25 protein-coding genes are annotated in these 25,112 nt (G+C 72.6%); 8 read left to right on the top strand and 17 right to left on the bottom strand.

Annotation, left to right across the window (positions count from 1 at the left end; genetic code table 11):
• Positions 1-129 precede the first annotated feature (129 nt).
• Entirely contained in the window at positions 130-1,284 is a 1,155-nt protein-coding gene (locus ACGFT2_RS18765) for a serine hydrolase domain-containing protein (protein ID WP_393279271.1), read from the top strand.
• A 193-nt stretch (positions 1,285-1,477) separates the two neighbouring features.
• On the opposite strand, the gene ACGFT2_RS18760 is transcribed toward ACGFT2_RS18765, so the two are convergent.
• Positions 1,478-1,897, bottom strand: a complete 420-nt coding sequence (locus tag ACGFT2_RS18760) for an organic hydroperoxide resistance protein (protein WP_393279269.1) — start codon at positions 1,895-1,897, stop codon at positions 1,478-1,480.
• Positions 1,898-1,996: 99 nt separating this feature from the next.
• Positions 1,997-3,019: an NADP-dependent oxidoreductase gene (locus ACGFT2_RS18755; protein ID WP_393279267.1), complete on the bottom strand. Its 1,023-nt coding sequence runs from the start codon at positions 3,017-3,019 to the stop codon at positions 1,997-1,999.
• 91 nt (positions 3,020-3,110) lie between these two features.
• Between ACGFT2_RS18755 and ACGFT2_RS18750 the strand changes: the two genes are divergently transcribed.
• Both ACGFT2_RS18750 and ACGFT2_RS18745 read left to right on the top strand, forming a co-directional pair.
• Entirely contained in the window at positions 3,111-3,548 is a 438-nt protein-coding gene (locus ACGFT2_RS18750; protein ID WP_393279265.1) for a MarR family winged helix-turn-helix transcriptional regulator, read from the top strand.
• Between the two features lie 63 nt (positions 3,549-3,611).
• On the top strand, positions 3,612-4,436 hold the full coding sequence (locus ACGFT2_RS18745; protein ID WP_393279263.1) for an EI24 domain-containing protein: 825 nt from the start codon (positions 3,612-3,614) through the stop codon (positions 4,434-4,436).
• Between the two features lie 24 nt (positions 4,437-4,460).
• On the opposite strand, the gene ACGFT2_RS18740 is transcribed toward ACGFT2_RS18745, so the two are convergent.
• Together ACGFT2_RS18740 and ACGFT2_RS18735 are read right to left on the bottom strand one after the other, a co-directional pair.
• A complete protein-coding gene (locus tag ACGFT2_RS18740; protein WP_393279260.1) occupies positions 4,461-5,762 on the bottom strand; it encodes a pyroglutamyl peptidase in 1,302 nt (433 codons plus the stop codon).
• A gap of 100 nt (positions 5,763-5,862) precedes the next feature.
• Positions 5,863-6,114, bottom strand: coding sequence for a hypothetical protein (locus ACGFT2_RS18735; RefSeq protein WP_393280063.1), 252 nt, complete (start codon positions 6,112-6,114; stop codon positions 5,863-5,865).
• 253 nt (positions 6,115-6,367) lie between these two features.
• On the opposite strand from ACGFT2_RS18735, the gene ACGFT2_RS18730 reads away from it, so the two are divergent.
• Positions 6,368-7,477 (top strand): tetratricopeptide repeat protein, encoded by a 1,110-nt coding sequence (locus ACGFT2_RS18730; protein WP_393279258.1) that lies wholly within the window; start codon positions 6,368-6,370, stop codon positions 7,475-7,477.
• 132 nt (positions 7,478-7,609) lie between these two features.
• Here the strand turns inward: ACGFT2_RS18730 and ACGFT2_RS18725 are convergent, their stop codons facing one another.
• The gene (locus ACGFT2_RS18725) at positions 7,610-8,590 is read right to left on the bottom strand and encodes an aldose epimerase family protein (protein WP_393279256.1); all 981 of its coding nucleotides are present in this window, start codon (positions 8,588-8,590) and stop codon (positions 7,610-7,612) included.
• 26 nt (positions 8,591-8,616) lie between these two features.
• Complete coding sequence (locus ACGFT2_RS18720; RefSeq protein WP_393279255.1) at positions 8,617-9,507, bottom strand: SGNH/GDSL hydrolase family protein; 891 nt, start codon at positions 9,505-9,507, stop codon at positions 8,617-8,619.
• Positions 9,508-9,774: 267 nt separating this feature from the next.
• Here ACGFT2_RS18720 and ACGFT2_RS18715 point away from each other — a divergent pair, with 267 nt between their 5' ends.
• Complete coding sequence (locus ACGFT2_RS18715) at positions 9,775-10,269, top strand: DUF3145 domain-containing protein (RefSeq protein ID WP_330340336.1); 495 nt, start codon at positions 9,775-9,777, stop codon at positions 10,267-10,269.
• A 150-nt stretch (positions 10,270-10,419) separates the two neighbouring features.
• On the opposite strand, the gene ACGFT2_RS18710 is transcribed toward ACGFT2_RS18715, so the two are convergent.
• From ACGFT2_RS18710 to ACGFT2_RS18690, 5 genes are all read right to left on the bottom strand, one after another.
• Complete coding sequence (locus ACGFT2_RS18710; protein WP_393279252.1) at positions 10,420-11,715, bottom strand: beta-ketoacyl-[acyl-carrier-protein] synthase family protein; 1,296 nt, start codon at positions 11,713-11,715, stop codon at positions 10,420-10,422.
• 85 nt (positions 11,716-11,800) lie between these two features.
• Positions 11,801-12,052: an acyl carrier protein gene (locus ACGFT2_RS18705; protein ID WP_393279250.1), complete on the bottom strand. Its 252-nt coding sequence runs from the start codon at positions 12,050-12,052 to the stop codon at positions 11,801-11,803.
• A gap of 106 nt (positions 12,053-12,158) precedes the next feature.
• On the bottom strand, positions 12,159-13,190 hold the full coding sequence (locus ACGFT2_RS18700) for a ketoacyl-ACP synthase III (RefSeq protein ID WP_393279248.1): 1,032 nt from the start codon (positions 13,188-13,190) through the stop codon (positions 12,159-12,161).
• Between the two features lie 10 nt (positions 13,191-13,200).
• The gene (locus tag ACGFT2_RS18695) at positions 13,201-14,127 is read right to left on the bottom strand and encodes an ACP S-malonyltransferase (protein WP_393279246.1); all 927 of its coding nucleotides are present in this window, start codon (positions 14,125-14,127) and stop codon (positions 13,201-13,203) included.
• Positions 14,128-14,216: 89 nt separating this feature from the next.
• Entirely contained in the window at positions 14,217-15,422 is a 1,206-nt protein-coding gene (locus ACGFT2_RS18690) for a PucR family transcriptional regulator (protein WP_393279244.1), read from the bottom strand.
• 153 nt (positions 15,423-15,575) lie between these two features.
• Here ACGFT2_RS18690 and ACGFT2_RS18685 point away from each other — a divergent pair, with 153 nt between their 5' ends.
• Positions 15,576-16,229 carry a pirin family protein gene (locus ACGFT2_RS18685; RefSeq protein ID WP_393280025.1) on the top strand — a complete coding sequence of 218 codons (654 nt, stop codon included), beginning with the start codon at positions 15,576-15,578 and terminating at the stop codon, positions 16,227-16,229.
• Between the two features lie 15 nt (positions 16,230-16,244).
• On the opposite strand, the gene ACGFT2_RS18680 is transcribed toward ACGFT2_RS18685, so the two are convergent.
• The 3 genes from ACGFT2_RS18680 to ACGFT2_RS18670 form a co-directional block, all read right to left on the bottom strand.
• Positions 16,245-18,185, bottom strand: coding sequence for a serine/threonine-protein kinase (locus ACGFT2_RS18680; protein WP_393279242.1), 1,941 nt, complete (start codon positions 18,183-18,185; stop codon positions 16,245-16,247).
• A gap of 63 nt (positions 18,186-18,248) precedes the next feature.
• The gene (locus ACGFT2_RS18675) at positions 18,249-19,076 is read right to left on the bottom strand and encodes a serine hydrolase domain-containing protein (protein WP_393279240.1); all 828 of its coding nucleotides are present in this window, start codon (positions 19,074-19,076) and stop codon (positions 18,249-18,251) included.
• Between the two features lie 19 nt (positions 19,077-19,095).
• Positions 19,096-19,572, bottom strand: a complete 477-nt coding sequence (locus ACGFT2_RS18670) for a GNAT family N-acetyltransferase (protein ID WP_393279238.1) — start codon at positions 19,570-19,572, stop codon at positions 19,096-19,098.
• Positions 19,573-19,669: 97 nt separating this feature from the next.
• On the opposite strand from ACGFT2_RS18670, the gene ACGFT2_RS18665 reads away from it, so the two are divergent.
• Positions 19,670-20,161, top strand: a complete 492-nt coding sequence (locus ACGFT2_RS18665; protein ID WP_393279236.1) for a MerR family transcriptional regulator — start codon at positions 19,670-19,672, stop codon at positions 20,159-20,161.
• Between the two features lie 19 nt (positions 20,162-20,180).
• On the opposite strand, the gene ACGFT2_RS18660 is transcribed toward ACGFT2_RS18665, so the two are convergent.
• The 3 genes from ACGFT2_RS18660 to ACGFT2_RS18650 all read right to left on the bottom strand — a co-directional run bounded on the left by ACGFT2_RS18660 (position 20,181) and on the right by ACGFT2_RS18650 (position 23,079).
• On the bottom strand, positions 20,181-21,029 hold the full coding sequence (locus tag ACGFT2_RS18660) for a DUF4429 domain-containing protein (protein ID WP_393279234.1): 849 nt from the start codon (positions 21,027-21,029) through the stop codon (positions 20,181-20,183).
• 66 nt (positions 21,030-21,095) lie between these two features.
• Complete coding sequence (locus tag ACGFT2_RS18655) at positions 21,096-22,313, bottom strand: alpha/beta hydrolase (RefSeq protein ID WP_393279232.1); 1,218 nt, start codon at positions 22,311-22,313, stop codon at positions 21,096-21,098.
• Positions 22,314-22,443: 130 nt separating this feature from the next.
• On the bottom strand, positions 22,444-23,079 hold the full coding sequence (locus ACGFT2_RS18650; RefSeq protein WP_393279230.1) for a TetR family transcriptional regulator: 636 nt from the start codon (positions 23,077-23,079) through the stop codon (positions 22,444-22,446).
• Positions 23,080-23,192: 113 nt separating this feature from the next.
• On the opposite strand from ACGFT2_RS18650, the gene ACGFT2_RS18645 reads away from it, so the two are divergent.
• Positions 23,193-24,812: an MFS transporter gene (locus ACGFT2_RS18645; RefSeq protein WP_393279228.1), complete on the top strand. Its 1,620-nt coding sequence runs from the start codon at positions 23,193-23,195 to the stop codon at positions 24,810-24,812.
• The last annotated feature ends 300 nt before the right edge of the window (positions 24,813-25,112 follow it).

The following is a 25,112-nucleotide window of genomic DNA, read 5'->3' as shown; positions in this document are numbered from 1 at the left end:
ACCCTCGGGCCCTCGTGACGGTTGAGTCGATCGGGTACGTCTCGCCGTACCGATCCCGGAAGGCTCGAAGCGGGGACGGGTGCCGTACCGAGGGGGAGCAGCGAGCAGCGGATCGGTTGAGGAGAGCGGATGACGCGGGAGATCACCGTCCACGGCACGGTCGCCGAGGGCTTCGAGGCGGTGCGCGAGGCGTTCGCCGCGTTCGTCGCCGCGGAACGGGACGACTACGAGGGCCAGTTGTGCGCCTACGTCCACGGCCGCCGGGTCGCGGACCTGTGGGCGGGCGAGGGGGTGGCGGGCGACTCGCTCTACGGCGTGTACTCGGCCACGAAGGGCGCGGCCCACCTGGTCGCGGCGATGCTCGTGCAGGACGGCACGCTGGAGCTGGACCGGAAGGTCACCTACTACTGGCCGGAGTTCGCCGCCGAGGGCAAGGGCGCGCTGACCCTGCGGGAGTTGCTGGCGCACCGCGCCGGTCTGATCGGCACCGACACCGGCTTCACCCTCGAGGAGCTGGCCGACGACCGGTCGATCGCCGAACGCCTCGCCGACCAGCGGCCGTTCTGGCGTCCCGGCATGGCCTTCGGTTACCACGCCCTGGTCATCGGCGCGCTGACCGGCGAGGTGGTGCGGCGGGCTACGGGCCACACCGTGCAGGAGCTGTACGAGGAGCGGATCCGCGCGCCCTACGGACTCGACTTCCACCTGGGCCTGCCGGCCGACCGGGAGCCCCGCTTCCGCACCGTCCTGCCGATGCTGCCCACCCCGGCGCAGCGGGCGCTCCTCGACGAACTGCCGTCCGGACCGCACACCCTGACCGCGATCGCCTTCAACCGGCACGGCGCGGAGCCGACCGATCCGGAGGGCCTGGCCAACGAGAGGCTGATCCGCGCCAAGGGCCCCGCGTCCGTGGGCGGTGTGTCCTCCGCGCGCGGCCTGGCGGGGATGTACGCGGCGGCCATCAGCGAGGTCGACGGCAAGGCCCCGCTGCTCAAGGAGGACACGGTCGCGGAGTTCGGGCAGATCCACTCCACCGGCCACGATCTGGTGGGCCGGGCTCACAGGTCCTTCGGCCTGGGTTTCCAGGCGACCGCCGACACCTGGCACCCCTTCCTCGGCGCCGGCACGTTCGGCCACAGCGGCGCGAACGGCGTGCAGGCCTTCGCCGACCCCCGCAGCGGTCTCGCCTACGGCTACACCCGCCGCCGCTTCTCCTTCACGGGCGGCGCGGCACCGGAGAACAACCGGCTGGCGGCGGCGCTGCACCGCGCGGCGGTGAAGTGACCCCCCACAGGCCGGGCCGCGGCACACAGGCACGGCCGCCGCAGCCGTGGCCGCTGACACGCCCGGCAGCCGCAGCCGCTGACCCACGCGCACGTACGACAGCCGCAGCCGCAGCCGCAGACGTCGATGCACACGCACAGCAGCCGCATCCCACGTCCAGGGATGCGGCTGCCGCTGTGCGCAACGATCGACGTCAGGCCAGCGTCACGGTGATGTTGCCGCGGGTCGCCTTCGAGTACGGGCACACCTGGTGGGCCTTCTCCACCAGCGCCCGGGCGGCGGCCTCGTCGACGCCCGGAATGCTCGCCGAGATCTCCACGATGATCCCGAAACCGTCGTCGTTCTTGCCGATGCCGACCTTGGCGGTGACGGTCGAGCCGGAGACGTCGGCGCCCTCCTGCCGGGCGACCACGGCGAGCGCGCCCTGGAAGCAGGCGCTGTAGCCGGCGGCGAACAACTGCTCCGGGTTGGTCCCGGCACCGCTGCCGCCCATCTCCTTGGGCGGGTTCACGACGACGTCGAGCTTGCCGTCGTCGGTGGCGACGCGGCCGTCGCGGCCGTTCTCCGCGGTGGCGACGGCGGTGTACAGGACGTCGGACTGCTGAATGGGCATGCGGGGGTCCTCCTCCTCGGTCCGCCGTGACTCGCGCCCACGATCGACGGCGGATTTCGGAAAGAAGCTACCGCATGCCGGAAAGTCAAGGCCAGGGGCTCAGAGCTTGACGATCATCTTGCCGGTGTTGTCGCCGCGCAGGACCCCGAGGAACGCCTCCAGGTTGTTCTCGATGCCCTCGACGACCGTCTCGCGGTACTTGAGCGCGCCCGAGGCGACCCAGGGACCGACCTCCTGGACGAACTGGGGCTGCAGGTCGTAGTGGTCGCCGACCAGGAAGCCCTCGATGCGGCCGCGGGTCTGGATCAGGCGCGCGAGGTTGCGCGGGCCGGGGGCGGGCTCGGTGTTGTTGTAGACCGAGATCATGCCGCAGACGGCGATCCGGCCGCCCTGGTTGAGCGAGCCGATGGCGGCCTCCAGGTGGTCGCCGCCGACGTTGTCGAAGTACACGTCGATGCCGTCGGGCGCCGCCTTCCGCAGCTGCTCGCCCACCGGGCCGCTCTTGTAGTTGAACGCGGCGTCGAAGCCGTACTCGTCCACCAGCAGCCTGACCTTCTCGTCGGAGCCGGCCGAGCCGATGACCCGCGAGGCGCCCTTGAGCTTGGCGAGCTGACCGACCTGGCTGCCCACGGCACCCGCGGCGCCGGAGACGAAGACGACGTCGCCCTCCTTGAAGGAGGCGGTGCGCAGCAGGCCGGCGTAGGCGGTCAGGCCGGTCATGCCGAGGACGCCGAGGTACGCCGACTCCGGCGCGGCCTGCGGGTCGACCTTGACGGCGTGCTTCGCGTCCAGGGCCGCGTACTCGCGCCAGCCGAAGAAGTGCAGGACGTGGTCGCCGACCGCGATGCCCTCGGCGTTCGAGGCGACGACCTCGCCGACCGCGCCACCCTGCATGACCTTGCCCAGCTCGAAGGGGGCGGCGTAGGACTTCGCGGCCGACATCCTTCCGCGCATGTACGGGTCGACGGAGAGGTAGGTGTTCCGGACCAGGATCTGGCCGTCGCCGGGGGTCGGGACCGGCGCCTCGACCAGGGCGAAGTCCTCGGGCTTCGGCCAGCCGACCGGACGGCTGCGCAGGTGCCACTCGCGGCTTACGGAGGGGAGGGCGGGGGACTCGGACATGGCGGGTGACCTTCCTCAAATACTTCAGAACCTGAAACAACCTTGCACCTGAATATTTCAGGATGTCAAGTAACCGGGTATTCTGGTGAGCATGTCCACCCCACCCAAGCCACACCCCGCCGACGAACTCACCATGGAGGTCGTCGAGCTGATCGGTGACGTCGTGGCCCGTTTCTACGCGGACTACGAGAAGGCGGCGGGCGAGCACACGCTGACCGGCCCGCAGGCCCGGCTCCTCAGCCTGCTCTCGCTGGAACCGCTGCCCATGCGCAAGCTGGCCCACAAGCTCAGGTGCGAGCCCTCGAACGTCACCGGGATAGTGGACCGCCTGGAGTCCCGCGGCCTGGTGGAGCGCCGCCCCGACCCGGCCGACCGCCGGGTGAAGGTGGCCGCCGCCACCGAGGAGGGCCTGCGGGTCGCCCGGGACCTGCGCGAGGGACTGCACTTCGCCCGCGAGCCCCTCGCCGGGCTCTCCGCGGACGAGCGCCGATCCCTGCGCGACCTGCTGCGCCGGATGCTCGGCGCCTGACGCTGCGGATCGGCGCCGCCGGCGGCCGCGACCGGGAGACCGGCCTTGGGTAAAGTCTCCGGCATGCGTGATCTCGGGGTGGGGTTCGGTTATCTGGTGAAGGGCCAGCGCTGGGTGTCCCGGCACGGCCGCAGTTACGGCTTCGGTCTGCTGCCCGGCCTGATCACGCTGGTCCTCTACGCGGCGGCACTGGTCGCGCTCGCCGTGTGGGGCGAGGACGCGGTCGCCTGGTCCACCCCGTTCGCCGACGACTGGTCCAGCCCCTGGCGGGGACTGTTCCGGGGTTTCCTGACGGCCGTCCTGTTCGCCCTCGGGCTGCTGCTGGCCGTGCTCACCTTCACCGCCGTCACCCTGCTGGTCGGCCAGCCCTTCTACGAGAGCCTGTCGGAACGCGTCGACGCCGACGTCTCGCCCGACGGCGGCGCCCCGCGGTCTGGGCTGCCGCTCTGGCGCGAACTGTGGATCTCGGCCCGCGACAGCGTGCGCGTCCTGCTCCGGGCCGGGCTGTGGGGCGTGCTGCTGTTCGCCCTCGGGTTCCTGCCGTTCGTCGGGCAGACCGTCGTACCCGTGCTCGGCTTCTTCGTCACCGGCTTCTTCCTCACCGAGGAACTGGCCGCCGTCGCCCTGCAGCGCCGGGGCGTGGAGCTGCGCTCCCGGCTCACCCTGCTCCGCTCCCGCAAGGCCCTGGTCTGGGGCTTCGGGACACCGCTGGGCGTGGCCTTCCTGGTGCCGTTCGTCGCGGTGTTCCTGATGCCGGGCGCGGTCGCGGGCGCCACGCTCCTCGCCCGCGACCTGCTGGGCGAGGAGAGCGGCGACGGCGGGCCCGCGCCCGCGGCGCCCGGCACGGCACCCCGTGCGACGCCCGACGCGGAGGACGTCAGCCGCTGACCGGGGCACCCGCCGCGGCCGTGGTCAGCCGTGCACCCGCCGCCTCCCGGCGGGGTCCGCGGCGTGCGCCTCCGGCGCGCCGGCCGCCACCGTCACGATCGACCGCACCTGGTCGATGATGTCCAGCCGGTTGCGTACGAACTCGGGGTCGGTCACGGTCCCCGTAGCCGGGTCGGTGTTCCCGGCGCCGAACTCCAGCACGGGCGTGTGCACGTGCCCGCCGGGCAGGGTGTCGTGCAGGCCGAGGCGGTCCCGCAGCAGCGTGGCCCGGTAGGCGATCTCGTTGGAGAGGTAGTCGCCACCGCCTCCGGCGCGGGCCGTCGAGCCGGGGGTCGGGCCGGCCGGCCGCACGACGGGGGAGGAGCCGCCCGCGGGTATCTCGGTCACCTCCGTGTGGTCGTAGACCGGGAAGCGCCCGGTGTGCGCGGCCACCACGGCGGCGTACGGCAGGGTCGTCGTCGTCCACTGGGGCTGGGAGGCCGGGTCGGCGACCGGTACGGTCTCCGTCCGCGAAACGGCGTCGTTGTCCGGGAAGCCACCCCGCCAGGCGCCGTTGGTGCGCTCGACGTCGAACCGGCCGACGCGGCCCTGGCTCACGGTCGTGAAGAGGTCGGTCTCCGGCAGCTGCGGCCGCAGCGCCCGCTCCACCGTGCCGTCCGCGAAGTCCTGCCAGCGCACCGGGAACACCACGGTCTCGATGCGCGCCGGGCCCCGGGCCGTCCGGATCACCGTGCCGTCGAGCGCGAGCGCGCTCGCCCCGGACGGGTTGGAGATGCGGATGTCCCGGTCGAGGGTGAACGGGTCGAACCCCGTGAGCAGGATCCGCCTCGTATGCCCCTGCGCCGGGCGACGGATGTCGGTCTGTCCCCGCGAAACCCGCTCCAGCAGGTCCAGCAGCGCGGCCCGCTGTCCGTCATCGAGGCCGAACGCCGGTTGCCAGGTGCGTACCTCACGCGTCATGCCCAGCCGGGCCCAGTACAGCGGCCGGTCGTCGTCCCGGCTCAGGTCACCGCCCGCCGGGCCCCTTCCCTGCGCCCGGTCCACGGCCCGCCGCCACAGCGCCGAACCCTCCCGTTCGACGAGCCGGCGGGCCTGCGCGCGGGAGTGCGTGAGCGTCAGGGAGCGGCCGAACTCCGGTGCCACGTCGCCGAATCCGGAGCGGCTCAGGATCTCCCGCGGGACGGCCCCGGCGAGCCGCTGTTCCTCGACGGTGGGGGAGGGGGCCGCCAGGGCCGCCGGAGCGGCGGAGGCCGTGGCGGTGGGGGCGGACAGGCCGGCCAGCAGGGCCAGGGCGAGAACGCCGAGACCGGTGCGCAAGGGTGTCAAGGCAGGTGGTCCTTCCGTCGCTGTGGGGCGCGTGGTGCGGTGGACGGCGGCAGTATCGCGTGACGGAAGCGGCCGGCGCCATGGTGCACCCGGCGATCCGTCAGCCGGCCGGCTCGCCCGGCAGCCGCAGGAAGTCCCGGAACACGCCCGGCCCTGGTTCCCCCGCCAGGAGGGCGGCGCCGCCCTCGCCGACGTCCCCACCGGCACCCACGAGCCCGGCGGCCGGCTCCCCACCACCTGGGGCGCGCTCGCCGACGCCCGAGATCCGGGACGAGACGGCGAGTGCGTGGGCTTTTGTGAAGGGTTCGTACGAGATCGCTGCCGGACGCTCGATCGCCGACCGCAGGCTCACCGCGCCGATTATCGTCTGATCCGGGACAAGTCCCCCCTGAGCAGCCCCGGTCCGGGACCTGACCCCTGGACCGGGGCTCACGGCTTCCCGGGGACGCGAGCGGGAGCCCGGGGACGCGCCCGCACAGGTCCGCCAGACAGGCGAATGTGCCATTCGGTTGGGTGCCGGCCGTACCGGACCGGTTGCGGGGCCGCGGGTTTCGGCGGATTGCTGGGGATGTCGTCACGAACGGCGCTACCCCCAGGAGAACACCATGAGCTATCAGCAGGACCTGATAATTTGCCGCGAGCTGGGTGAGCGGCATGGCGAGAGCCGGGCACTGAACAGCCTCGGTGTCGCCCTGCAGCAGGTTCAGCGGTTCGACGACGCCATCGCCGCCCACCAGCAGGACCTCGTGACCTGCCGTGAGCTGGCAGAGCATCATGGCGAGGGGCAGGCGCTGAACAACCTGGGGACGGCGTTGCAGCAGGTGCAGCGGTTCGACGAGGCGATCGAGGCCCATCAGCAGGCCGCCTGCTGCTTCGCCGAACTGGGCGACCGGCACCGCGAGGGGCAGGCGCTGAACAATCTGGGGACGGCGTTGCAGCAGGTGCGCCGGTTCGACGAGGCGATCGACGCGCACCAGCAGGCCTCCGCTCGTTTCGCGGAGCTGGGCGACCACGACGGCGAGGGCCGGGCGCTGAACAATCTGGGGACGGCGTTGCAGCAGGTGCGCCGGTTCGACGAGGCGATCGACGCGCACCAGCAGGCCGCCGTCCGTTTCGCGGAGCTGGGCGACCACGACGGCGAGGGCCGGGCGCTGAACAACCTGGGGACGGCGATGCAGCAGGTGCGCCGGTTCGACGAGGCGATCGAGGCCCACCAGCAGGCCGCCGCCCGCTTCACGGAACTCGGTGACGGCGAGGGCGAGGGCCGGGCGCTGAACAACCTGGGTATGGCGTTGCAGCAGGTGCGCCGGTTCGACGAGGCGATCGAGGCCCATCAGCAGGCCGCCGCCCGCTTCGCCGAACTGGGCGACGACGAGGGCCGGGTCCTGAACAACCTCGGCACCGCTCTGCAGTCGCGGGGCCTGTGGCGGGTGCGCAAGGGCAGGAACCAGAGCGAGGTCAAGGGACAGCCCGACGCCAGGAGCGACGGCAAGGGCCCCGGCGAGCGGCTGATGCCGCTCGTGGTGGACGTCCCCGCGGTCTCCGCGGCCTCCGCCGCCCAGTCGTCCGCGGAGTTCACCGCGTGCTCGGAGGCCGTCGCGCTCGCACCCGCGGACGAGGCGGCCACAACCCAGACGGACCTCCACGCGGAGAACAAGCGCTGGGGACGGCGCCGCAGGCTCCTGGACCCCGTGCTCTCGGACGACCTGCAGTGAGACGGTCCGGCGCGCCGCCGTCGACCCGGCCGCCGGACCCGCACGGCCTGCCCCGGCCGCCGACCCGCACAGCCCTCCTCGGCCCCGGCCGCCGGACGCACGGCCTGCCCCGGCGGCCGGGCCCGTACCGGCTCAGGCGCGGACGCCGAAGCCGTACACCGTCTGTGAGCGGTACGCCTCGCCCGGCCGCAGCTCGGTCCGGGGGAAGCGCGGCCGGTTGGGGGAGTCGGGGAAGTGCTGGGTCTCCAGGGCGATGCCGTCGCCGGGCGCGAAGGGGGCCGCGAGGTGGTCGGCCGTGTAGAGCTGGAGGCCCGGTTCGGTCGTCGCCACGGTCAGGATCCGCCCGGACGCCGGCTCGTGCAGCTCGGCCACCTCCTCCGGCGTCCCGGTGACCCCCTTGTCCAGGACGAAGTTGTGGTCGTAGCCCGAGCCGACCTTGCGGGGCGCGCGGAAGTCGAAGCGGGAGCCGGCCACGTCCTCCAGCGACCCGGTCGGGATCAGGTCCGCGTCGACCGGCGTGAACCGGGACGCGGCGAGCCGCAGTTCATGCCCTCCGGCCTGGCCCGCGTCGTGGCCGGCCAGGTTGAAGTAACTGTGATTGGTGAGGTTGATCACCGTCGGGGCGTCGGTCACCGCCCCGTAGGCGATCCGCAGCGCGCCCGACGCGTCCAGCGTGTACGCGGCCGAGACCTCAAGCCGGCCCGGGAAGCCCTCCTCGCCGTGCCGGCTCACCCGGCTCAGCCGCACCCCGTGCTCGACCGGCTCCGCCGCCCACACCCGGTTGCCGAAGCCACGGGCGCCCCCGTGCAGGGAGTTGGGCCCGTCGTTCGGCTCCAGCGCGTACACCCGGTCGTCCAGCGTGAAGCGGGCGCCCGCGATCCGGTTGGCGTACCGCCCGATCAGCGCGCCGAAGTGCGGTTCGGGGTGCGCGAGATACCCGTCCAGACCGGCGAACCCCAGCACCACGTTCGCCCGGCGGCCCGCCCGGTCCGGAACCTCCACCGACCGCACGATCCCGCCGTACGTCAGGACCTCCACCCGGGTCCCCGCGCGCTCCAGCGTCCAGCGGTGGACCTCGCTGCCGTCGGGAAGTGTGCCGAAGAGTTCGCTCATGTGGAAAACCCTAGGCGAGCGGCGCCCTAGGCAACCGGATCCGGCGCGGTGATCGTCCGGTAGGCGATCGACGCGAGCCGGGCCTGGCCGTCCCGGCTCGGATGGAACCAGTCCCAGTGGCTGAGCTGATCGGTGCCGAAGTCGTAGTCGTACACCGCGTTTCCGTCGAAGCGGCAGCGGCGGTCCTTGGCGCAGACCTCCTTCAGCACCTTGTTGTACTCCACCACCCGCCGCTGCACCCGGTCCCGGCGCACGCCGGCGGCGCGGGTCAGGTCGTCCGCCTCGCCCAGCATCGACGGGCAGATGCCCAGCTTCCACACCTGCTTGCCCAGCGGATTCGACCGGCCCTCGGACCACAGCCGCTTGAGGTTCGGCACGCTCGCCACGTACACCTGCGTCCTGGGCAGCGTCGACCGCAGCGTGCCCAGCGCCTCCTCGAAGTCCGCGCGGAAGTCGGCGACCGAGGTCATCGCCGACGCCGACCGCCGGCAGGCGTCGTTCGCCCCGACCATCACCGTCACCAGGTCCGGGCCGTGCACGGCCGCCTGGGCCATCTGCTCCGGCAGATCACCCATCCGGGCCCCGGTCACCGCGTAGTTCCAGCTGCGCTCCGCCGCGCCGGTCACCCCCAGCAGCCGCACCGCCAGGCTCTCCACCTCGGCGTCACTGCCCGTCGCCCACGACACCTCGGGGCAGTCCGACAGCACCGCGCACGCGTCGAAGCCGCGCGTGATGGAGTCGCCGACCGCGGCGATCGAGTCCGGGCTGCGGTTCCACACCGGGGCGGGCTTCGCGGCCCGCGCCTTGCTCACATCCGGCGCCGGCGCACTCCCGCCGGCGTCGCATCCGGCGAGGCCCAGCACGGCGGCCGCCACGACGGCCGACGCCGTCCGTGCACGGCAGCTTCGCTTCCGCATCCCCTGGTGATCCCCTCGTCGTGGCTTCGGTGCTTCCTCGGCGCTCCCTCACATAACAACGCGCGAGGGTTCCCGGCCGGGCCCGCCGGAACGGCGCACCCCCGTACAAGCGTCCCCATGGGTGAATGGCGGGGGTTTCCTGGCACCGGGACCGACGGTACGTCACACTCCTTGCGCCGCCGCAGGGTAGCCTCGCCATCAGGGCGGCCGTCGTGGTACTGCCGCCCAGCCAGTCCGCAAGATGTCCCGCTCTGTCCGGAGGTCCCGGTGACGACACGTGGAGTTCTGTACGTGCACTCCGCGCCGCGCGCGCTGTGCCCGCACGTCGAGTGGGCCGTCGCAGGGGTGCTCGGCACGCGCGTCAGCCTCGACTGGATCCGGCAGCCCGCGGCCCCCGGCACCTGGCGCTCGGAGTTCTCCTGGCAGGGCGAGGCCGGCACGGCCTCCAAACTCGCCTCGGCACTGCGCGGCTGGCACCTGCTGCGCTTCGAGGTCACCGCCGAGCCCTGTCCGACCGCGGAGGGCGAGCGCTACAGCTGCACCCCCGACCTCGGCATCTTCCACGCCGTCACCGGCATCCACGGCGACATCCTCATCCCCGAGGACCGGCTGCGGGCGGCCCTGACCCGGTCTCAGCGCGGGGAGACGGACCTGGAGGCGGAGATCGCCAAGCTCCTCGGCAAGCCCTGGGACGACGAACTCGAGCCGTTCAGGTACGCGGGCGAGGGCGCCCCGGTGCGCTGGCTCCATCAGGTGGTCTGACTTCCCGGCCCCCTGAGGGGCAGCACCCCGAAGCGGCGCGGGCAACCGCCCGAGCGGCCACGACGCCCCCGCACCGGCGGTGCACAGCCCCGCGAAAACGGCGACGGCCCGGCCTCCACCGAGGAGACCGGGCCGTCAAGGCATCCGCACTCAGACGGACCTGAACGCCAGGACCACGTTGTGCCCGCCGAAGCCGAACGAGTCGTTCAGCGCGGCGATCCGGCCCTCGACCGGCAGCTTGCGCGCCTCGTCGCGGACCACGTCCGCGTTCGCCTCGGCCTCGGGGTCGAGGTTCTCGATGTTGATGGTCGGCGGTGCCACCCGGTGGTACAGCGCGAGCACGGTCGCCACCGACTCCACACCGCCCGCGCCGCCGAGCAGATGCCCGGTCATGGACTTGGTCGCGGACACCGCGATGTGGTCGGCGTCGTCGCCCAGCACCTTCCGCAGCGCCTTCAGCTCGGCGATGTCACCGGCCGGCGTCGAGGTGGCGTGCGCGTTGACGTGGACGATCTCGGCCGGGTTCAGACCGGTGTTGTCCAGCAGGTTCTGCAGCGCGTGCGAGATGCCGCGGCCCTCGGGCTCGGGCTGCACGATGTCGTGGCTGTCGGCCGAGATGCCCTGCCCGACGGCCTCCGCGTACACACGGGCACCGCGCTTGGCGGCGTGCTCGGCGGACTCCAGGACGAGCACGCCGGCGCCCTCACCGAGGACGAAGCCGTCTCGGGCGACGTCGTAGGGACGCGACGCGCCCTGCGGGTCGTCGTTGTTCTTGGACATCGCCATCATGTTGCCGAACGCGGCGATCGGCAGCGGGTGGATGGCCGCCTCGGTACCGCCGGCGACGACGACGTCGGCGCGGCCGGTACGGATCATCTCGATGGCGTAGCCGATGGCCTCGGCGCCCGAGGCGCACGCGGAGACCGGCGTGTGCACGCCCGCCCGGGCGCCCACGAGCAGGCCCACGTTGGCCGAGGGGCCGTTGGGCATCAGCATGGGGACGGTGTGCGGGGAGACGCGGCGTACGCCCTTCTCCTTGAGCACGTCGTACTGGTCGAGCAGCGTCGTGACGCCACCGATGCCGGAGGCGATGACGGCACCCAGCCGGTCCGGGTCGACGCCGGCGCCCGGTGCGGAGTCGTCCGCCGCAGCGGTGCCGGCCTTGCCGGAGAAGCCCGCGTCCTGCCAGGCCTCCTGAGCGGCGATCAGGGCGAACTGCGCCGAGCGGTCCAGCCTGCGGGCCTGCGGCCGCGGAATGACCTCGGACGGCTCCACGGCGACCGGGGCCGCGATACGGACGGCCTGCTCGGCCGCCCAGTCCTGCTCCAGGGGCTTGACGCCGGACTTGCCGGCGACCAGACCCTCCCAAGTGGAAACTGCGTCGCCACCCAGCGGTGTGGTTGCGCCGATACCGGTGACGACCACGGTGCGATTGGTCGGGATCACGGGAATTCTTTCTCCAACGGATACGGGATTCGACGGCGCCACCGCCGGGTGGCGGGGCCTTGCAGCCTGTGGCCTAAGGGGTGGCTCAGGCAGCCTGGTGCTTCAGGATGTAGTCGGTGGCGTCACCGACGGTCTTCAGGTTCTTGACGTCGTCGTCCGGGATCTTCACGTCGAAGCGCTCTTCGGCGGCGACGACGACCTCGACCATGGACAGCGAGTCGACGTCCAGGTCGTCGGTGAAGGACTTGTCCAGCTGGACGTCCTCGGTGGGGATCCCGGCGATCTCGTTCACGATCTCGGCGAGACCGGCGACGATCTCTTCCTGAGTGGCGGCCATGTCAGGCGCTCCTTCTTCGATATTCCAGACGGTTTTACGGCGCCCGCCGCGCGAGCGGCAGGCGGTGCTGCTCCCGCACCGGATCGGGTGATCCGGCACGGAGTGCCTAGGGGAGGGTAACGACCGTGGCGGCGTAGACGAGACCCGCCCCGAAGCCGATGACGAGCGCGGTGTCGCCACTCTTCGCCTCCCCGGTCGCCAGGAGCCGCTCCATAGCGAGCGGGATCGAGGCGGCCGAGGTGTTGCCGGTGGTGCGGATGTCACGGGCGACCGTGACGTGCTCCGGCAGTTTCAGCGTCTTCACCATCGAGTCGATGATCCGCACGTTGGCCTGGTGCGGAATGAAGACGTCCAGGTCGTCCGCGCTGATTCCGGCCGCGTCCAGCGCCTGCTGGGCGACCTTCGCCATCTCGAACACGGCCCAGCGGAACACCGCCTGGCCCTCCTGCGTGATCGCGGGGAACTTGACGTTGCCCGCGCTGTCGAGGGGGAGTTCGGCGAGGTCGCCGATCCTGAAGCGGTCCCACGGGACGGTCTGCTTGATCGTCCCCGACTTGTCGCCCTCGGAGCCCCACACGGTGGGGCCGATGGCCGGCTCCTGGGCGGGGCCGACCACGACCGCGCCGGCGCCGTCGCCGAACAGGAAGGCCGTGGCCCGGTCCTCCAGGTCGGTCAGGTCGCTCAGCCGCTCCACACCGATGACGAGCACGTACTCGGCGGAGCCCTCCACCACCATGCCCTTGGCGAGGGTCAGGCCGTAGCCGAAGCCCGCGCAGCCGGCCGAGATGTCGAAGGCGGCCGCCTTGTTCGTGCCCAGCTTGTCCGCGATCTCGGTGGCGACGGCCGGCGTCTGGCTGAAGTGCGAGACGGTCGAGACGACCACGGCACCGATCTGCTCGGCGTCGATGCCGGCGTCCGCGACAGCCTTGCCGGAGGCCTCGACGGCCATGGCGGCCACCGTCTCCTCGGGGCCCGCCCAGTGCCGGGTCTCGATGCCGGAGCGCGAGCGGATCCACTCGTCGGACGAGTCGATCGTCTCGAGGATCACCTCGTTGGGCACCACCCGGGTCGGCCGGTAACCGCCGACACCGAGGATGCGCGCGTACGGGGCGCCCTTGCTGGGCCTGATCTTCGCCATGTACGGCTCCTTAGGCACCTGCGTGCTCGGAGATGAGCGCGCGGGCCGCGTCGAGATCGTCAGGGGTCTTGAGGGCCAGCGTCTGCACGCCGGGCAGGGCCCGCTTGGCCAGGCCGGTCAGGGTGCCGCCGGGGCACACCTCGACGAGCGCGGTGACGCCCAGCTCCTTGAAGGTCTCCATGCACAGATCCCAGCGCACGGGGTTGGCGACCTGGCCGACCAGCCGCTCCAGCACCTCGGTGCCGGTGGCGACGGCCCGGCCGTCCCGGTTGGAGACGTAGGTGACCTTCGGGTCGGCCGGCGCCAGCTCCTCGGCGGCCTTGGCCAGCGTCTCGACGGCGGGGGCCATGTGAGAGGTGTGGAAGGCGCCCGCGACCTTCAGCGGGACGACCTTGCGGACACCCTCGGGCTTGTCCTCGTTCAGGGCGGCGAGCTGCTCCAGCGTGCCGGCGGCGACGATCTGGCCCGCACCGTTGATGTTCGCCGGGGTCAGGCCCAGCCTCTCCAGGTGCGCGACCGACGTCTCGGGGTCGCCGCCGAGCAGCGCCGACATACCGGTCTCGGTGATCGCGGCGGCGTCGGCCATGGCCAGACCCCGCTTGCGGACCAGACGCAGGGCGGCGGTGTCGTCCAGGACCCCGGCGAAGGCGGCGGCGGTGATCTCGCCGACGCTGTGACCGGCGACCGCGCCGGGGCCGATGCCGGCGATGTCACCGAGTGCCGCGGCGGACAGGATTCCGGCGGCGACCAGCAGCGGCTGGGCCACCGCGGTGTCACGGATGGCGTCCGCGTCGGCCTCGGTGCCACAGCGGGCGAGGTCCAGGCCGACGGCGTCCGACCAGGCGGCCACGCGGTCCGCGGCACCGGGCAGTTCGAGCCAGGGAGTCAGGAAGCCGGGCGTCTGGGCGCCCTGGCCGGGAGCGACGAGTACGAGCACTCTCACACTCTCTCTTGGGGACGGCCACGGCCGCCCGTGGGGACAGGGACGAAGAACAGGGAGGGCTTTTGTGGGCCCCCGACAAAACCCTACGGTTGAGCTTCGCCATCGGCCAGACGCCCCAGGATGAGCGCGATCCGCAGTGTGAAGGCGGATCGTACATCGGAGGGCGACCACCCGGTGACATCAGTCACACGTCGGAGCCGGTAGCGCACGGTGTTCGGGTGAACGAAGAGCATCCGTGCCGCGCCTTCCAGGCTGCTCGCCTGCTCCAGGTAGACACTCATCGTTTCCAGCAGCGCCGAGCCCGCTTCCTCCAGCGGTCTGTAGATCTCCTCCACCAGCTGCTCCCGGGCGCTCGGATCACCCGCGATCGCGCGCTCCGGCAGCAGATCGTCCGCCAGCACCGGCCGGGGGGCGTCCTGCCAGGCGGAACACGCCTTCAGCCCGGCGGCGGCGGCCTGCGCCGACCGCGTGGCGGCCAGCAGATCGGGTACGACGGGCCCGGCCACGACCGGTCCGGCGGCGAACGGCCCGATCAGCGACCTGGCTACGGCGAGCGGATTGTCGCTGCCCCCGGCGATCACCACGAGCCGGGCGCCGAGCACGCCGGTGAGCACCTGGAGCTTGGCGTGCCGGGCGGCCCGCCGGATCGCCTCGACGGTCAGTTCGCTGTCCCCGTCCGGGGCGGTCCCGAGCACCACGCACACATGCTCGGGCGAGTTCCAGCCGAGCGCCGCGGCCCGGCTGACGGCCCCCTCGTCGGCCTCCCCGCTGAGCACCGCGTTCACCACCAGCGACTCCAGCCGGGCGTCCCAGGCACCGCGTGCCTCGGCGGCCTGCGCGTACACCTGGGCGGTGGCGAAGGCGATCTCGCGGGCGTACACCAGCAGCGCCTCGCGCAGCACGCTCTCGTCGCCGGGCGCGGCCACCTCGTCGATGGCGCTCTCCATGACCTCGATGGTGGTGCGCACCATCTCCACGGTCTGCCGCAGCGTGATGGCCCGGGTCAGCTCGCGCGGCGCGGTTCCGAATACGTCCGTGGAGATCGCCTGGGGGGCGTCCGGGTGCCGGAACCACTCGGTGAACGCCGCGATGCCGGCCTGGGCCACGAGCCCGATCCAGGAACGGTTCTCCGGTGGCATGGCCCGGTACCACGGCAGGGTCTCGTCCATGCGCGCGATGGCCTGCGCGGCGAGACTCCCGGAGGACTTCTCCAGCCTCTTCAGGGTCGCGGAGTGCTGGTGGACGCCGCGTGCTGCGGGATCGCTGCTGTGGGATTCGGGTTCGGGCACGGGGACAAGACTGCCTTATCGGGCCGCCGCCATGTGCCGCCGGGTCGCCCCTGGCACCGTCACCCCCCTGGCCCAAGGGGCGGGCACACCCCGTCAGGGACGGCCCCGGCGGTGCTGCCGGCGGTGGGCCCGGGGTCTACCGTTGGCGTCGTGATGGACGTACGGCGCGCCGGTGAGCGCTATCGCGGAGGGGACCGGGAGGGCGGTGTCGACTCCCGTCACGCCTTCTCCTTCGGCCCGCACTACGACCCGGACAACCTGCGCTTCGGTGCGATGATCGCGTGCAACGAGGAGCGGCTCGCTCCCGGTGCCGGCTTCGGCGAACACCCGCACAGCCACACCGAGATCGTGACCTGGGTGGTCGAGGGCGAGCTGACCCACCGGGACTCCGCCGGCCACGAGACGACGGTCCGTCCCGGAGACGTCCAGCACCTCAGCGCGGCGGCGGGCGTCCGGCACGTCGAACGCAACGACGGCGGCACCCCGCTGACCTTCGTCCAGACCTGGCTGGCCCCGCTGACCCCGGGCGGCACCCCCTCCTACGAGCGGATCGCCGGCATCGCCGACGCCACGCCGTACGCCGTCCCCGGGGCCGGCGCACTGCTGCACGTGCGCCGGCCGGCGCCGGGGGAGCGCGCCGCCGTGCCGGACGCCGCGTACGTGTACGCGCACGTGGTGCGCGGGCACGTCCGGCTGGCCGGCGAGGACCTGCACCCCGGTGACTCGGCGCGGATCACCGGGGCGAACGGCCTGGAGATGGAGGCGGTCACCGCGGCCGAGCTGCTGCTGTGGGAGCTGACCCGGTGACCGGCGCCGCACCGCTCACTCCTGGCGCGCGGGCTCCTCGGCGTTCCGCCACACCGTGACGTCCACCGTCATGTAGTCGCCCAGGTCGGATTTGGGGGCGGTGCCCCGGAAGGTGACCAGGGCGATGTGGCCGGACGTGGTGTGCACGCACATCTGGGAACCGGTGGACAGCTGCGAGAGCTTGGCCTCCTCCGCGTACCGGGTCTCGGCCCGGCAGGTGGCGAGCGAGCCCTGCTGCGCGTTGTTCAGCAGGACGATCTTGTTGCCGCTGCTGCCGAGGATCTTCTCGTCGCCGAAGCCGTTGGTGTCGTAGTAGAGGTCGGCGTCGTCGACGTACCGGGACCCGATGTCGTCGTGCAGCGGCTTGGGCGGCGAGTCCGCGAACCGCACGTAGTAGTCCATGGGGACGTCGATGCCCTTGAAGGAGATCGGCTTGGGGTCCGGCCGGGCCGAGGAGCCGGATCCGGCGGCCGAGCCGGAACCGGAGGCGGCGGCGGATCCCGGGCCCGAGTCGGAGTGCGCGGCCGAGCCCTTCGCGGAACCGCCGGTGGCCCCGTCCTTCGTGTCGCCGCCCAGCCCGCTCAGGTAGACGGCGCCGCCCCCGCCGACCAGCACCGCCGCCACGACGACCGCGGCGATCACACCGGCCCGGTTCCCGCGCCGCGGCCGGGGCTGCGGCCGGGGCTGCGCGCCGGGCCAGGGAGCGGCCGGGGGCGTGGCGGCCGGCGGGCCGTACGACTGTGGCGGCGCCGGCGAGTAGGGGACGGCCGGTGCGGTGTGCGGGGCGGCCGACGTCGGTGCGATGTGCGACGCGGCGGCCGTCGGTGCGGTGTGCGGTGCCGGCCGGTCGACCTGGGTCACCGGAGCGGTCGGCGGCGGCGCCGGCACCGCGGTGGTGGGCGCGCCCGGAGGAGGCGTGGCCGGTGCCGCGGTGGCGGGCCGGGTGACGGGCGCGGTCGCCGGGGGCGGCGGTGCGGCCGCGGTGGGGTGGGCACCGGGGACGGTCGCCGGCGGAGCCTGGGTGGGCATGGCCGGCCGGCCCGCCAGTGCGGCGGACGCCGAGACCCGCCGGGTGATCTGGGTGCCGATCGCCGCCGGCAGCCACTCGCCGGACTGGCGCAGCCCGCCCGGGGACGCCTCCTGGCACAGCGCGATGATCTCCGCCGGGGACGGACGGGCCGCCGGGTCCTTCGCCAGGCAGCGGCCGACGAACCCGAGCACGTCCGGCAGGCCGGTGAGGTCGGGCTCCTCGTGCACGATCCGGTAGAGCACGGCGTGCGAGGGCCCGTCGCCGTACGCGCCGGCACCGCGCGCCGCGAACGCGGCGACCTGGCCGAGCGCGAACACGTCCGAGGCGGGCGTGATCTCCTTGCCGGCCGCCTGTTCCGGCGACATGAAGGCGGGGGTGCCGACGGAGACACCGGTGCCGGTGAGGGCCGTCGCGTCGGTGGCCCGTGCGATGCCGAAGTCGATGACCCGGGGGCCGTCGCCGGCCAGCAGCACGTTGGACGGCTTCAGGTCGCGGTGCACGATGCCGGCGCCGTGGATGACCGACAGCGCCTCCGCGACACCGGCGAGCAGCAGCAGGAGCGTGGGCACCGGAAGCGGGCCGTGCTCGGCGACGGCCGCCGCCAGCGAGGGTCCGGGCACGTACGCCGTGGCCAGCCAGGGCCGCTCGCCGTCGGTGTCGTAGTCGATGACCGGCGCGGTGTACAGGCCCTGCACCCGCTGTGCGGCCTTGACCTCCTGCCGGAACCTGCGACGGAACTCGGGGTCCTCGCTCAGCTCCGGCCGGATGGTCTTCAGGGCGATGGGATGCCCGCCGGGGGTGTACGACAGGTACACCGTGCCCATACCGCCCGAACCGAGGCGTGCCGCGAGCCGGTAGCCCGCCACCGCCTGTGGATCGCCGCTCTCCAACGGCCTGAACTGGCCGTCTGTTTGAAGACCGCCCATCACTCTCCCCCGATACCTGTGCCTGTGAACTCGTGGTGCAGGGGGGAGGTTATCGGACGGTGTTCAGTGTGCGCCGCGTGACTCCCGGAGTACCGCGTCGGTGAGAACCGGCCACGCCTCGATCGCCCAGTTCCCGAACGCCCGGTCCGCCAGCGCGACTTGGGCCAGCCCGGCGTCGGGGTCGATCCACAGGAACGTACCGGACTGGCCGAAGTGCCCGAAGGTGCGCGGGGAGGACGAAGCACCGGTCCAGTGCGGTGACTTGGCGTCACGGATCTCGAAGCCGAGCCCCCAGTCGTTCGGGTTCTGGTGCCCGTACCCCGGCAGCACGCCCTTGGTCCCGGGGTACTGCACGGTCATCGCCGCCGCGACCGTGCGCGGGTCCAGCAGCCGGGGCGCCTGCACCTCGGCCGCGAACCGCAGCAGGTCCGTCACCGTCGAGACGCCGTCCTTGGCCGGCGAGCCGTCCAGCGAGGTCGCGGTCATCCCGAGCGGCTCCAGCACCGCCTGGCGCAGGTACTCCGCGAACGGGATGTCCGTCGCCTTGGCGATGTGGTCCCCGAGCTGTTCGAACCCGGCGTTGGAGTACAGCCGGCGGTCCCCGGGCGGGGCCGTCACCCGGTGCTCGTCGAAGGCCAGGCCGGAGGTGTGGGCGAGCAGATGGCGCACCGTGGACCCGGCCGGGCCGGCCGGCTCGTCCAGCTCGATCGCACCCTCCTCGTACGCGACGAGCGCCGCGTAGGCCGCCAGCGGCTTGGTGACCGACGCGAGCGGGAAGCGGTGCCCGACGGGGCCGTGCGTCCCCAGCACGGTCCCGTCGGCTCGTACGACACCCGCCGCGGCGGTGGGGACGGGCCAGTTCTCGATCAGCGCCAGACTCTGCAACGACATGGGGCCGAGCCTATGCGGCTCACAGCAGCAGCCGCATCGAAGGGTCCGGATCGCGGGTGAAGCCGAGGGAGGCGTAGAGCGGCTCGGCCTCTGGGGAGGCGTTGAGCAGCACGTGCCCGGCGCCCCGTGCCCGGAACCACCGCAGCAGCTCCTCCATGCACGCGCGCGCGTGCCCGCGGCGCCGGGCGCCGGGATCGGTGGCGACGCTGAAGACGTGTCCCACCCGCCCGTGCGGATTGCCCGCCTTGCCGATCCGGTACTCCAGCGTCCCCGCGGCCAGCGCGGCCAGCGACCCAGGCCGGCCGGGGTGGTCGACGACGAAGGCCGCGAAGTCCCCGTCGGGCGCGGCGAGCCGCTCGCGCAGCGTGGGCAGCGACTCGGCGTGCCAGTCGGTCGGCCCGGAGCCTCCCGCGCTCCACAGGGAATCGATCATCACCTGGCGCAGCCGCAGCACTTCGGCGGCGTCCTCGGGTCCGGCCCGGCGTGCAAGACTCATGCGCCGCACGGTAGCCATCCGCCCCACGCCCCGTCCCGCGGATTTCTCCCCGGTCCCGCTTGCCTGGAGTGCACTCGAAGGTCATAGCGTGGGGTGCATGACGGTGATGCAGACCCCGCCGGCGGACGCCGGGACCACTCCCGCCGACGTCTGCTCCGCCCCGCCCCGGCGCCATCCACGTCCCGACGGCCAGGACCGCTACACGATCAGCGAGGTGGTCGCGTTCACCGGTCTGACCGCGCACACCCTGCGCTGGTACGAGCGGATCGGCCTGATGCCGCACGTCGACCGCTCGCACACCGGCCAGCGCCGCTACAGCAACCGCGATCTGGACTGGCTGGACTTCGTGACCAAGCTGCGGCTGACCGGCATGCCGGTGGCGGACATGGTCCGGTACGCGGAACTGGTGCGGGCGGGCGAGACCACCTACGGGGAGCGGCGCGAGCTGCTGGAGTCGACCCGCCGGGACGTGCTGGCCCGCATCGCGGAACTGCACGACACCCTCGCCGTCCTCGACCGGAAGATCGGCTTCTACGCCGCGGAGTCGGGGACGCCCCAGACGGCGGAGGCAGCGGTACGGCACCGGTGACGCCCCGGGCCGGCGGACGCTACAGCTCGGCGAGCAACTCCGCCTTCTTGAAGGAGAACTCCTCGTCGGTGACCAGCCCGGCCTGGTGCAGCTCGCCGAGATGCCGGATCCGCTCGGCGATGTCGGCCGGGTCGCGCCGGCACGGTGCCGGCACCGCCGCCACGGCTCCCCGCGCCCGCACCGCCGCCAGGACGGCCGCCGCGAACGGCAGCGACTCGTGCACCGGCCCGTACCCGAGCCCGAAGACCACCGAGGCCGGGTCCTGGTCGGGCTGGACCGGCCGGTCGGAACCGGCCTCTCGGGGGAGCAGCCGCAGGTGCCCCTCGAAGAGTTCCGGCGAGCGCCACTCCACCCCGCTGAGGCCTGCGACCGGGTAACTCTGGTCGCCCGCCTTCCACTTCGCCGAGGACGCACCGGTCCAGGACCAGCGGAACTGCACGGACGTCCCGTCGAAGGAGGCCTTGCCGTCGTACGCCTTGAACTGCAGCGGCGCCTCGGGCGCCGTGACCAGGTGCCGTTCGCTGGGGCCGGACTCGGTCAGCAGCCCCTTGATCTCGTCGGCGTAGTACTCCGCGAGGGTCTCCCGCTCGGCGGGCAGGACCAGCCGGTAGGGGTCCGAGCCCTCCTTGAGCTGACCGGCCGCCGCCTCCGTCAGCGGGTCGGCGCCGGCGCGGGGCACCAGGCGCAGGGCCACGGTGCCGCGTTTGCCCGGCGCGAGCGTCACTTCCTCGATCGCGGACAGCGGCACGCGTCGTTCCCCGAGCGCCTGGAAGAGCTTCGGTGTTCGAATCCCCCGTTCGTAGCGGATGAGCACGGAGTCGGACTCGAACTCCCAGACGGCATGAAAACCCGCCAGTACGTCACCCATGCGGCTCATCGTATGCGGCACGTGCTCCTCCGTCGCCACCCGCGCAGACCGCACTTCCTGCTGTTTCTACGCGCGTTCGGCCGTCACGGTGCCGGGCAGACCGGCCCGGCACGCATCGTTCTCGCGTGCGCACGTCACCGCGTCGTAGGCACCCACCCCGACGTCGGCGAGGTTGCGCAGACTGTCCGTACCCGGCTGGAAATAGCCCGCGTGCCCCTGCGCGTCCCGCGCGGACAGCACCCGAGCACCGAACGCCGAGGACACCGGGTCGGCGCCGTGACCGAGGCCGCCCAGCTCCAGGTACGGAACGTCCTGCACCCAGTCCGTGGCGTCCCGCATCGACCACAGCCGGGCCGTGGTGCCCAGCGCGGCGGCCCTGGTGACCCGCATGCCGGGACTCGCGGCCACCGCTATGTCGCTCACCCGGCGCGGCATGCCGTGCGCCGCCACCCCGCACACCACGGAGCCGTAGCTGTGGCAGACCATCGCCACCGGGGCGCGGCCGGGCAGGGCCCGCAGCAGGCCGTTCAGCCGTACGGCGCCCTCCGTGGCGCGCAGTCCGGTGGCCGCGTCCACACCGAGGCCGTCCGGCGCGGTGTAGTCGGCCCAGGCGATCACGGCCGTACGCGTGGCGGGGCTCGCCGCGCGCTCGGCCGCGTACAGCGCCTTGGCCATGCCGACCGGGGCGCTGTACCTGCGGTTCGTCCGCTGGAAGGTGAGCAGGTCGGTGTCGACGCCGGGGACGACGACCGAGATCCGCTGCGCCCGGTCGAGACTTCCGAACACCTCGGCGATCCGGCCCGAGCCCTGCGGATCGAACGCCAGGATCTGCCGGCCGGGGTCCAGCAGGGACTCGTACCGGTGCATACGGCGGCCCGCGTCCTGCTGTCCGGCCGCGCTGAGCCGGTTGTCGTGCATGCGTTTCTTCTCGACCCTGCGCGCCTTCTCCAGCGCGATGCGGTTGGCCTGGTAGCGCAGGGTGACCGGGGCGCCGTTCATGTTGCCGACCGCGAGTGCGTAGCGGTGGGCGAGACGGTCGCGGTCCTTGTGGTCGAGCGAGACGAAGAAGCGGGTGAGCCGCGCCGGGTCGGTCTCGGGGTCCGGCAGCCGGAGGCCGTGCAGGCTGCCGTGCTCCCACTTGGCGAGGGAGGTCTGCAGCGCCGACGACTCCCGGTGGGTGCGCAGTGCGGTCCAGCCGGTGGTCGCGAGCATCACGAACACCACGGCCAGGGCGAGCAGCGCGCGCCAGACGTTGAGTTGCGGTGAGGTGTCGAAGGAAGTCACTGGGAGGACACACTAGGAGAACGGAAGGGTCTCGGGGTAACCGAGTGACAGGGATCACGTTTTGGTGTACGTCGAACGCTTTGCCGACGAGTTGCCGGGTGCCGGGCCCGACGCTCTCGGGGACGTCCCGTCAACGCTCTCCGGTGGTGCGCCAGTTCCCGGTCAGGGCCGAACCCACCTGATCGAGGGACGCCGCGGTGAGCGTTCGGATCGCCTCCGGGCTGAAGTCCTCGCCCGTGCTCCACTGCCGTTCGGTGACCCTTATCACCCCGCCGAACACGGCCACGGCGAGCCGTGGCCGCGGGTCGGTCTCCACGTCGACGCCCTCCCGCTCGGCCAGCAGGCGCGCGATCGTCTCCTCCGTGGCGGCCGAGCGGCGCAGGTGCGCCGCGAGCAGCGCGGGCGTCGACTCGATCGTCCGGTACATGCGCAGATACAGCTCGACCGGGACGGCCGACTCGACGGTCTCGCGGATCGCGTCCCAGCCCTGGAGGATGGCCTGCCGCAGGGCCTCCATCGGCGCCTCGTGCGCCGGCCGCGCGCGCACGGCCGCCACGAAGTGCGCCTCCGTCATCGCCTGCACCGCGAAGGCGGCGTCCTCCTTGCCGGCGAAGTAACGGAAGAAGGTGCGCTGCGAGACGTCGACGGCCTCGGCGATCTCGTCGATCGTCGTGTTCTCGTACCCCTGGGTCGTGAACAGCTCGAGCGCGGACCGCAGCAGTGCTTCCCGGGTACGTCGTTTCTTGCGCTCGCGCAGCGTCTCCAATGCCCTCTCCCGATGAACGTTCCCCCAGCTCAGACCATGTGCCGGTGTCTTGTCAGTTACCGACTTGTGAATTGGTTTGTCAACTGTCAGTGGCTGTCACTAGCCTCAACGGTATGACTAGTCAGACCGCGATCGACGCCACCGGGCCGGGGGGCGAAGCGCCGGCTCCCTCGTCGGAGCCGACTCCGGCGGCGGGCCTGCGCGGCCATCCGTGGCTCACCCTTCTCACCGTCGCCGTAGGGGTCATGATGGTGGCCCTCGACGGCACCATCGTGGCGATAGCCAACCCGGCGATCCGGGACGACCTGCACGCGACCTTCGCCGACGTGCAGTGGATCACCAACGCCTACTTCCTCGCCCTCGCGGTCACGCTGATCACCGCGGGCAAGCTCGGTGACCGCTTCGGCCACCGGCAGACCTTCCTGATCGGCGTCACCGGCTTCGCCCTGGCGTCCGGTGCCATCGGCCTGTCCCACAGCATCGCCGCGGTCGTCGTCTTCCGCGTCTTCCAGGGACTGTTCGGCGCGCTGCTCATGCCGGCCGCGCTCGGCCTGCTGCGGGCCACCTTCCCGGCCGAGAAGCTCAACATGGCCATCGGCATCTGGGGCATGGTGATCGGCGCGTCCACCGCCGGCGGCCCGATCCTCGGCGGCGTCCTCGTCGAGCACGTCAACTGGCAGTCGGTGTTCTTCATCAACGTGCCGGTCGGCCTGCTCGCACTCGTCCTCGGCGTGCTGATCCTGCTGGACCACCGCGCCGAGAACGCCCCGCGCTCCTTTGACCTCCCCGGCATCGTCCTGCTCTCCGGCGCGATGTTCTGCCTGGTCTGGGCGCTCATCAAGGCCCCGGCCTGGGGCTGGGGCGACGGCAAGACGTGGCTCTTCATCGTCGTCTCCGTGGTGCTCTTCGCCCTCTTCGCCTTCTGGGAGACGAGGGTCGCCGAACCGCTGATCCCGCTGGGCCTGTTCCGCTCGGTCCCGCTGTCCGCGGGTGTCGTGCTGATGGTCCTGATGGCCATCGCCTTCATGGGCGGCCTGTTCTTCGTGACGTTCTACCTGCAGAACGTCCACGGCATGAGCCCCATCGACGCCGGTCTCCATCTGCTGCCGCTGACCGGCATGATGATCGTCGGCTCCCCGCTCGCGGGCGCCGCGATCACCCGGCTCGGCCCGCGCATCCCGCTGGCCGGCGGCATGGCCGCGACCGCGATCGCCATGTACGGCATGTCGACGCTCGACGCGGGCTCCGGCAGCGGCGTGATGTCGCTCTGGTTCGCTCTGCTCGGCCTCGGCCTCGCGCCGGTCATGGTCGGCGCCACCGAGGTCATAGTCGGCAACGCCCCCATGGAGCTGTCCGGTGTGGCGGGCGGCCTCCAGCAGGCGGCCATGCAGATCGGCGGCAGCCTCGGTACGGCCGTGCTGGGCGCCGTGATGGCCTCCAAGGTCGACGGCGACCTGCCGGGCAACTGGGCCGGAGCGGGACTGCCGAAGCTCACCCCGGCGCAGCTGGACCAGGCCTCCGAGGCGGTCCAGGTCGGTGTGGCCCCGGTGGCCAAGGGCACGCCGGAGCCGATCGTCGCGAAGATCACCCAGGTCGCCCACGACACCTTCATCTCCGGCATGAGCCTGGCCTCCCTGGTCGCGGCCGGCGTGGCGGCGGTCGCCGTCCTGGTCGCCCTGTTCACCAAGCGGGGTGTCAACGCGGAGGCGGGCGCGGGCGTGGGTCACATCTGACCCGCGTTCTCCGTCCTCCGCGCGGAGTTCGCCTATCAGGGTGACTCCGCTCAAGATTCCTCGCCCCCGGCGCGCGCCGCAGGTCACAGTGGGTCAGGTCCTCCGCAGGGCATGGGAGGGCGATCGGGCCGCGGCGGGGGGGGGGGGGGGGGGGGGGGGGGGGGGGGGGGGGGGGGCGGGGCGGCGGGGGGGGGGGGGGGGGCTCCCCCCCCCCCCCCCCCCCCGCCGGCCGCCCCCCCCCCCCCCCCCTCGGCGTTCACGCCTACGGCACCTGCGCGCGCGCCTCGCGACGGTTGTCGC

This window comes from Streptomyces sp. NPDC048514 (assembly GCF_043199955.1).
Classification (GTDB): domain Bacteria; phylum Actinomycetota; class Actinomycetes; order Streptomycetales; family Streptomycetaceae; genus Streptomyces.
Note: the sequence above shows the minus strand (reverse complement) of the source record. Positions and strands in the feature narration are given on the sequence as shown.

Coding starts and splice junctions, on each gene's coding strand:
- ACGFT2_RS18765 (WP_393279271.1), top strand. CDS start 130: ATGACGCGGGAGATCACCGTCCACGGCACGGTCGCCGAGGGCTTCGAG.
- ACGFT2_RS18760 (WP_393279269.1), bottom strand. CDS start 1,897: ATGCCCATTCAGCAGTCCGACGTCCTGTACACCGCCGTCGCCACCGCG.
- ACGFT2_RS18755 (WP_393279267.1), bottom strand. CDS start 3,019: ATGTCCGAGTCCCCCGCCCTCCCCTCCGTAAGCCGCGAGTGGCACCTG.
- ACGFT2_RS18750 (WP_393279265.1), top strand. CDS start 3,111: ATGTCCACCCCACCCAAGCCACACCCCGCCGACGAACTCACCATGGAG.
- ACGFT2_RS18745 (WP_393279263.1), top strand. CDS start 3,612: ATGCGTGATCTCGGGGTGGGGTTCGGTTATCTGGTGAAGGGCCAGCGC.
- ACGFT2_RS18730 (WP_393279258.1), top strand. CDS start 6,368: ATGAGCTATCAGCAGGACCTGATAATTTGCCGCGAGCTGGGTGAGCGG.
- ACGFT2_RS18725 (WP_393279256.1), bottom strand. CDS start 8,590: ATGAGCGAACTCTTCGGCACACTTCCCGACGGCAGCGAGGTCCACCGC.
- ACGFT2_RS18720 (WP_393279255.1), bottom strand. CDS start 9,507: ATGCGGAAGCGAAGCTGCCGTGCACGGACGGCGTCGGCCGTCGTGGCG.
- ACGFT2_RS18705 (WP_393279250.1), bottom strand. CDS start 12,052: ATGGCCGCCACTCAGGAAGAGATCGTCGCCGGTCTCGCCGAGATCGTG.
- ACGFT2_RS18700 (WP_393279248.1), bottom strand. CDS start 13,190: ATGGCGAAGATCAGGCCCAGCAAGGGCGCCCCGTACGCGCGCATCCTC.
- ACGFT2_RS18685 (WP_393280025.1), top strand. CDS start 15,576: ATGGACGTACGGCGCGCCGGTGAGCGCTATCGCGGAGGGGACCGGGAG.
- ACGFT2_RS18680 (WP_393279242.1), bottom strand. CDS start 18,185: ATGGGCGGTCTTCAAACAGACGGCCAGTTCAGGCCGTTGGAGAGCGGC.
- ACGFT2_RS18675 (WP_393279240.1), bottom strand. CDS start 19,076: ATGTCGTTGCAGAGTCTGGCGCTGATCGAGAACTGGCCCGTCCCCACC.
- ACGFT2_RS18670 (WP_393279238.1), bottom strand. CDS start 19,572: ATGAGTCTTGCACGCCGGGCCGGACCCGAGGACGCCGCCGAAGTGCTG.
- ACGFT2_RS18665 (WP_393279236.1), top strand. CDS start 19,670: ATGACGGTGATGCAGACCCCGCCGGCGGACGCCGGGACCACTCCCGCC.
- ACGFT2_RS18660 (WP_393279234.1), bottom strand. CDS start 21,029: ATGGGTGACGTACTGGCGGGTTTTCATGCCGTCTGGGAGTTCGAGTCC.
- ACGFT2_RS18645 (WP_393279228.1), top strand. CDS start 23,193: ATGACTAGTCAGACCGCGATCGACGCCACCGGGCCGGGGGGCGAAGCG.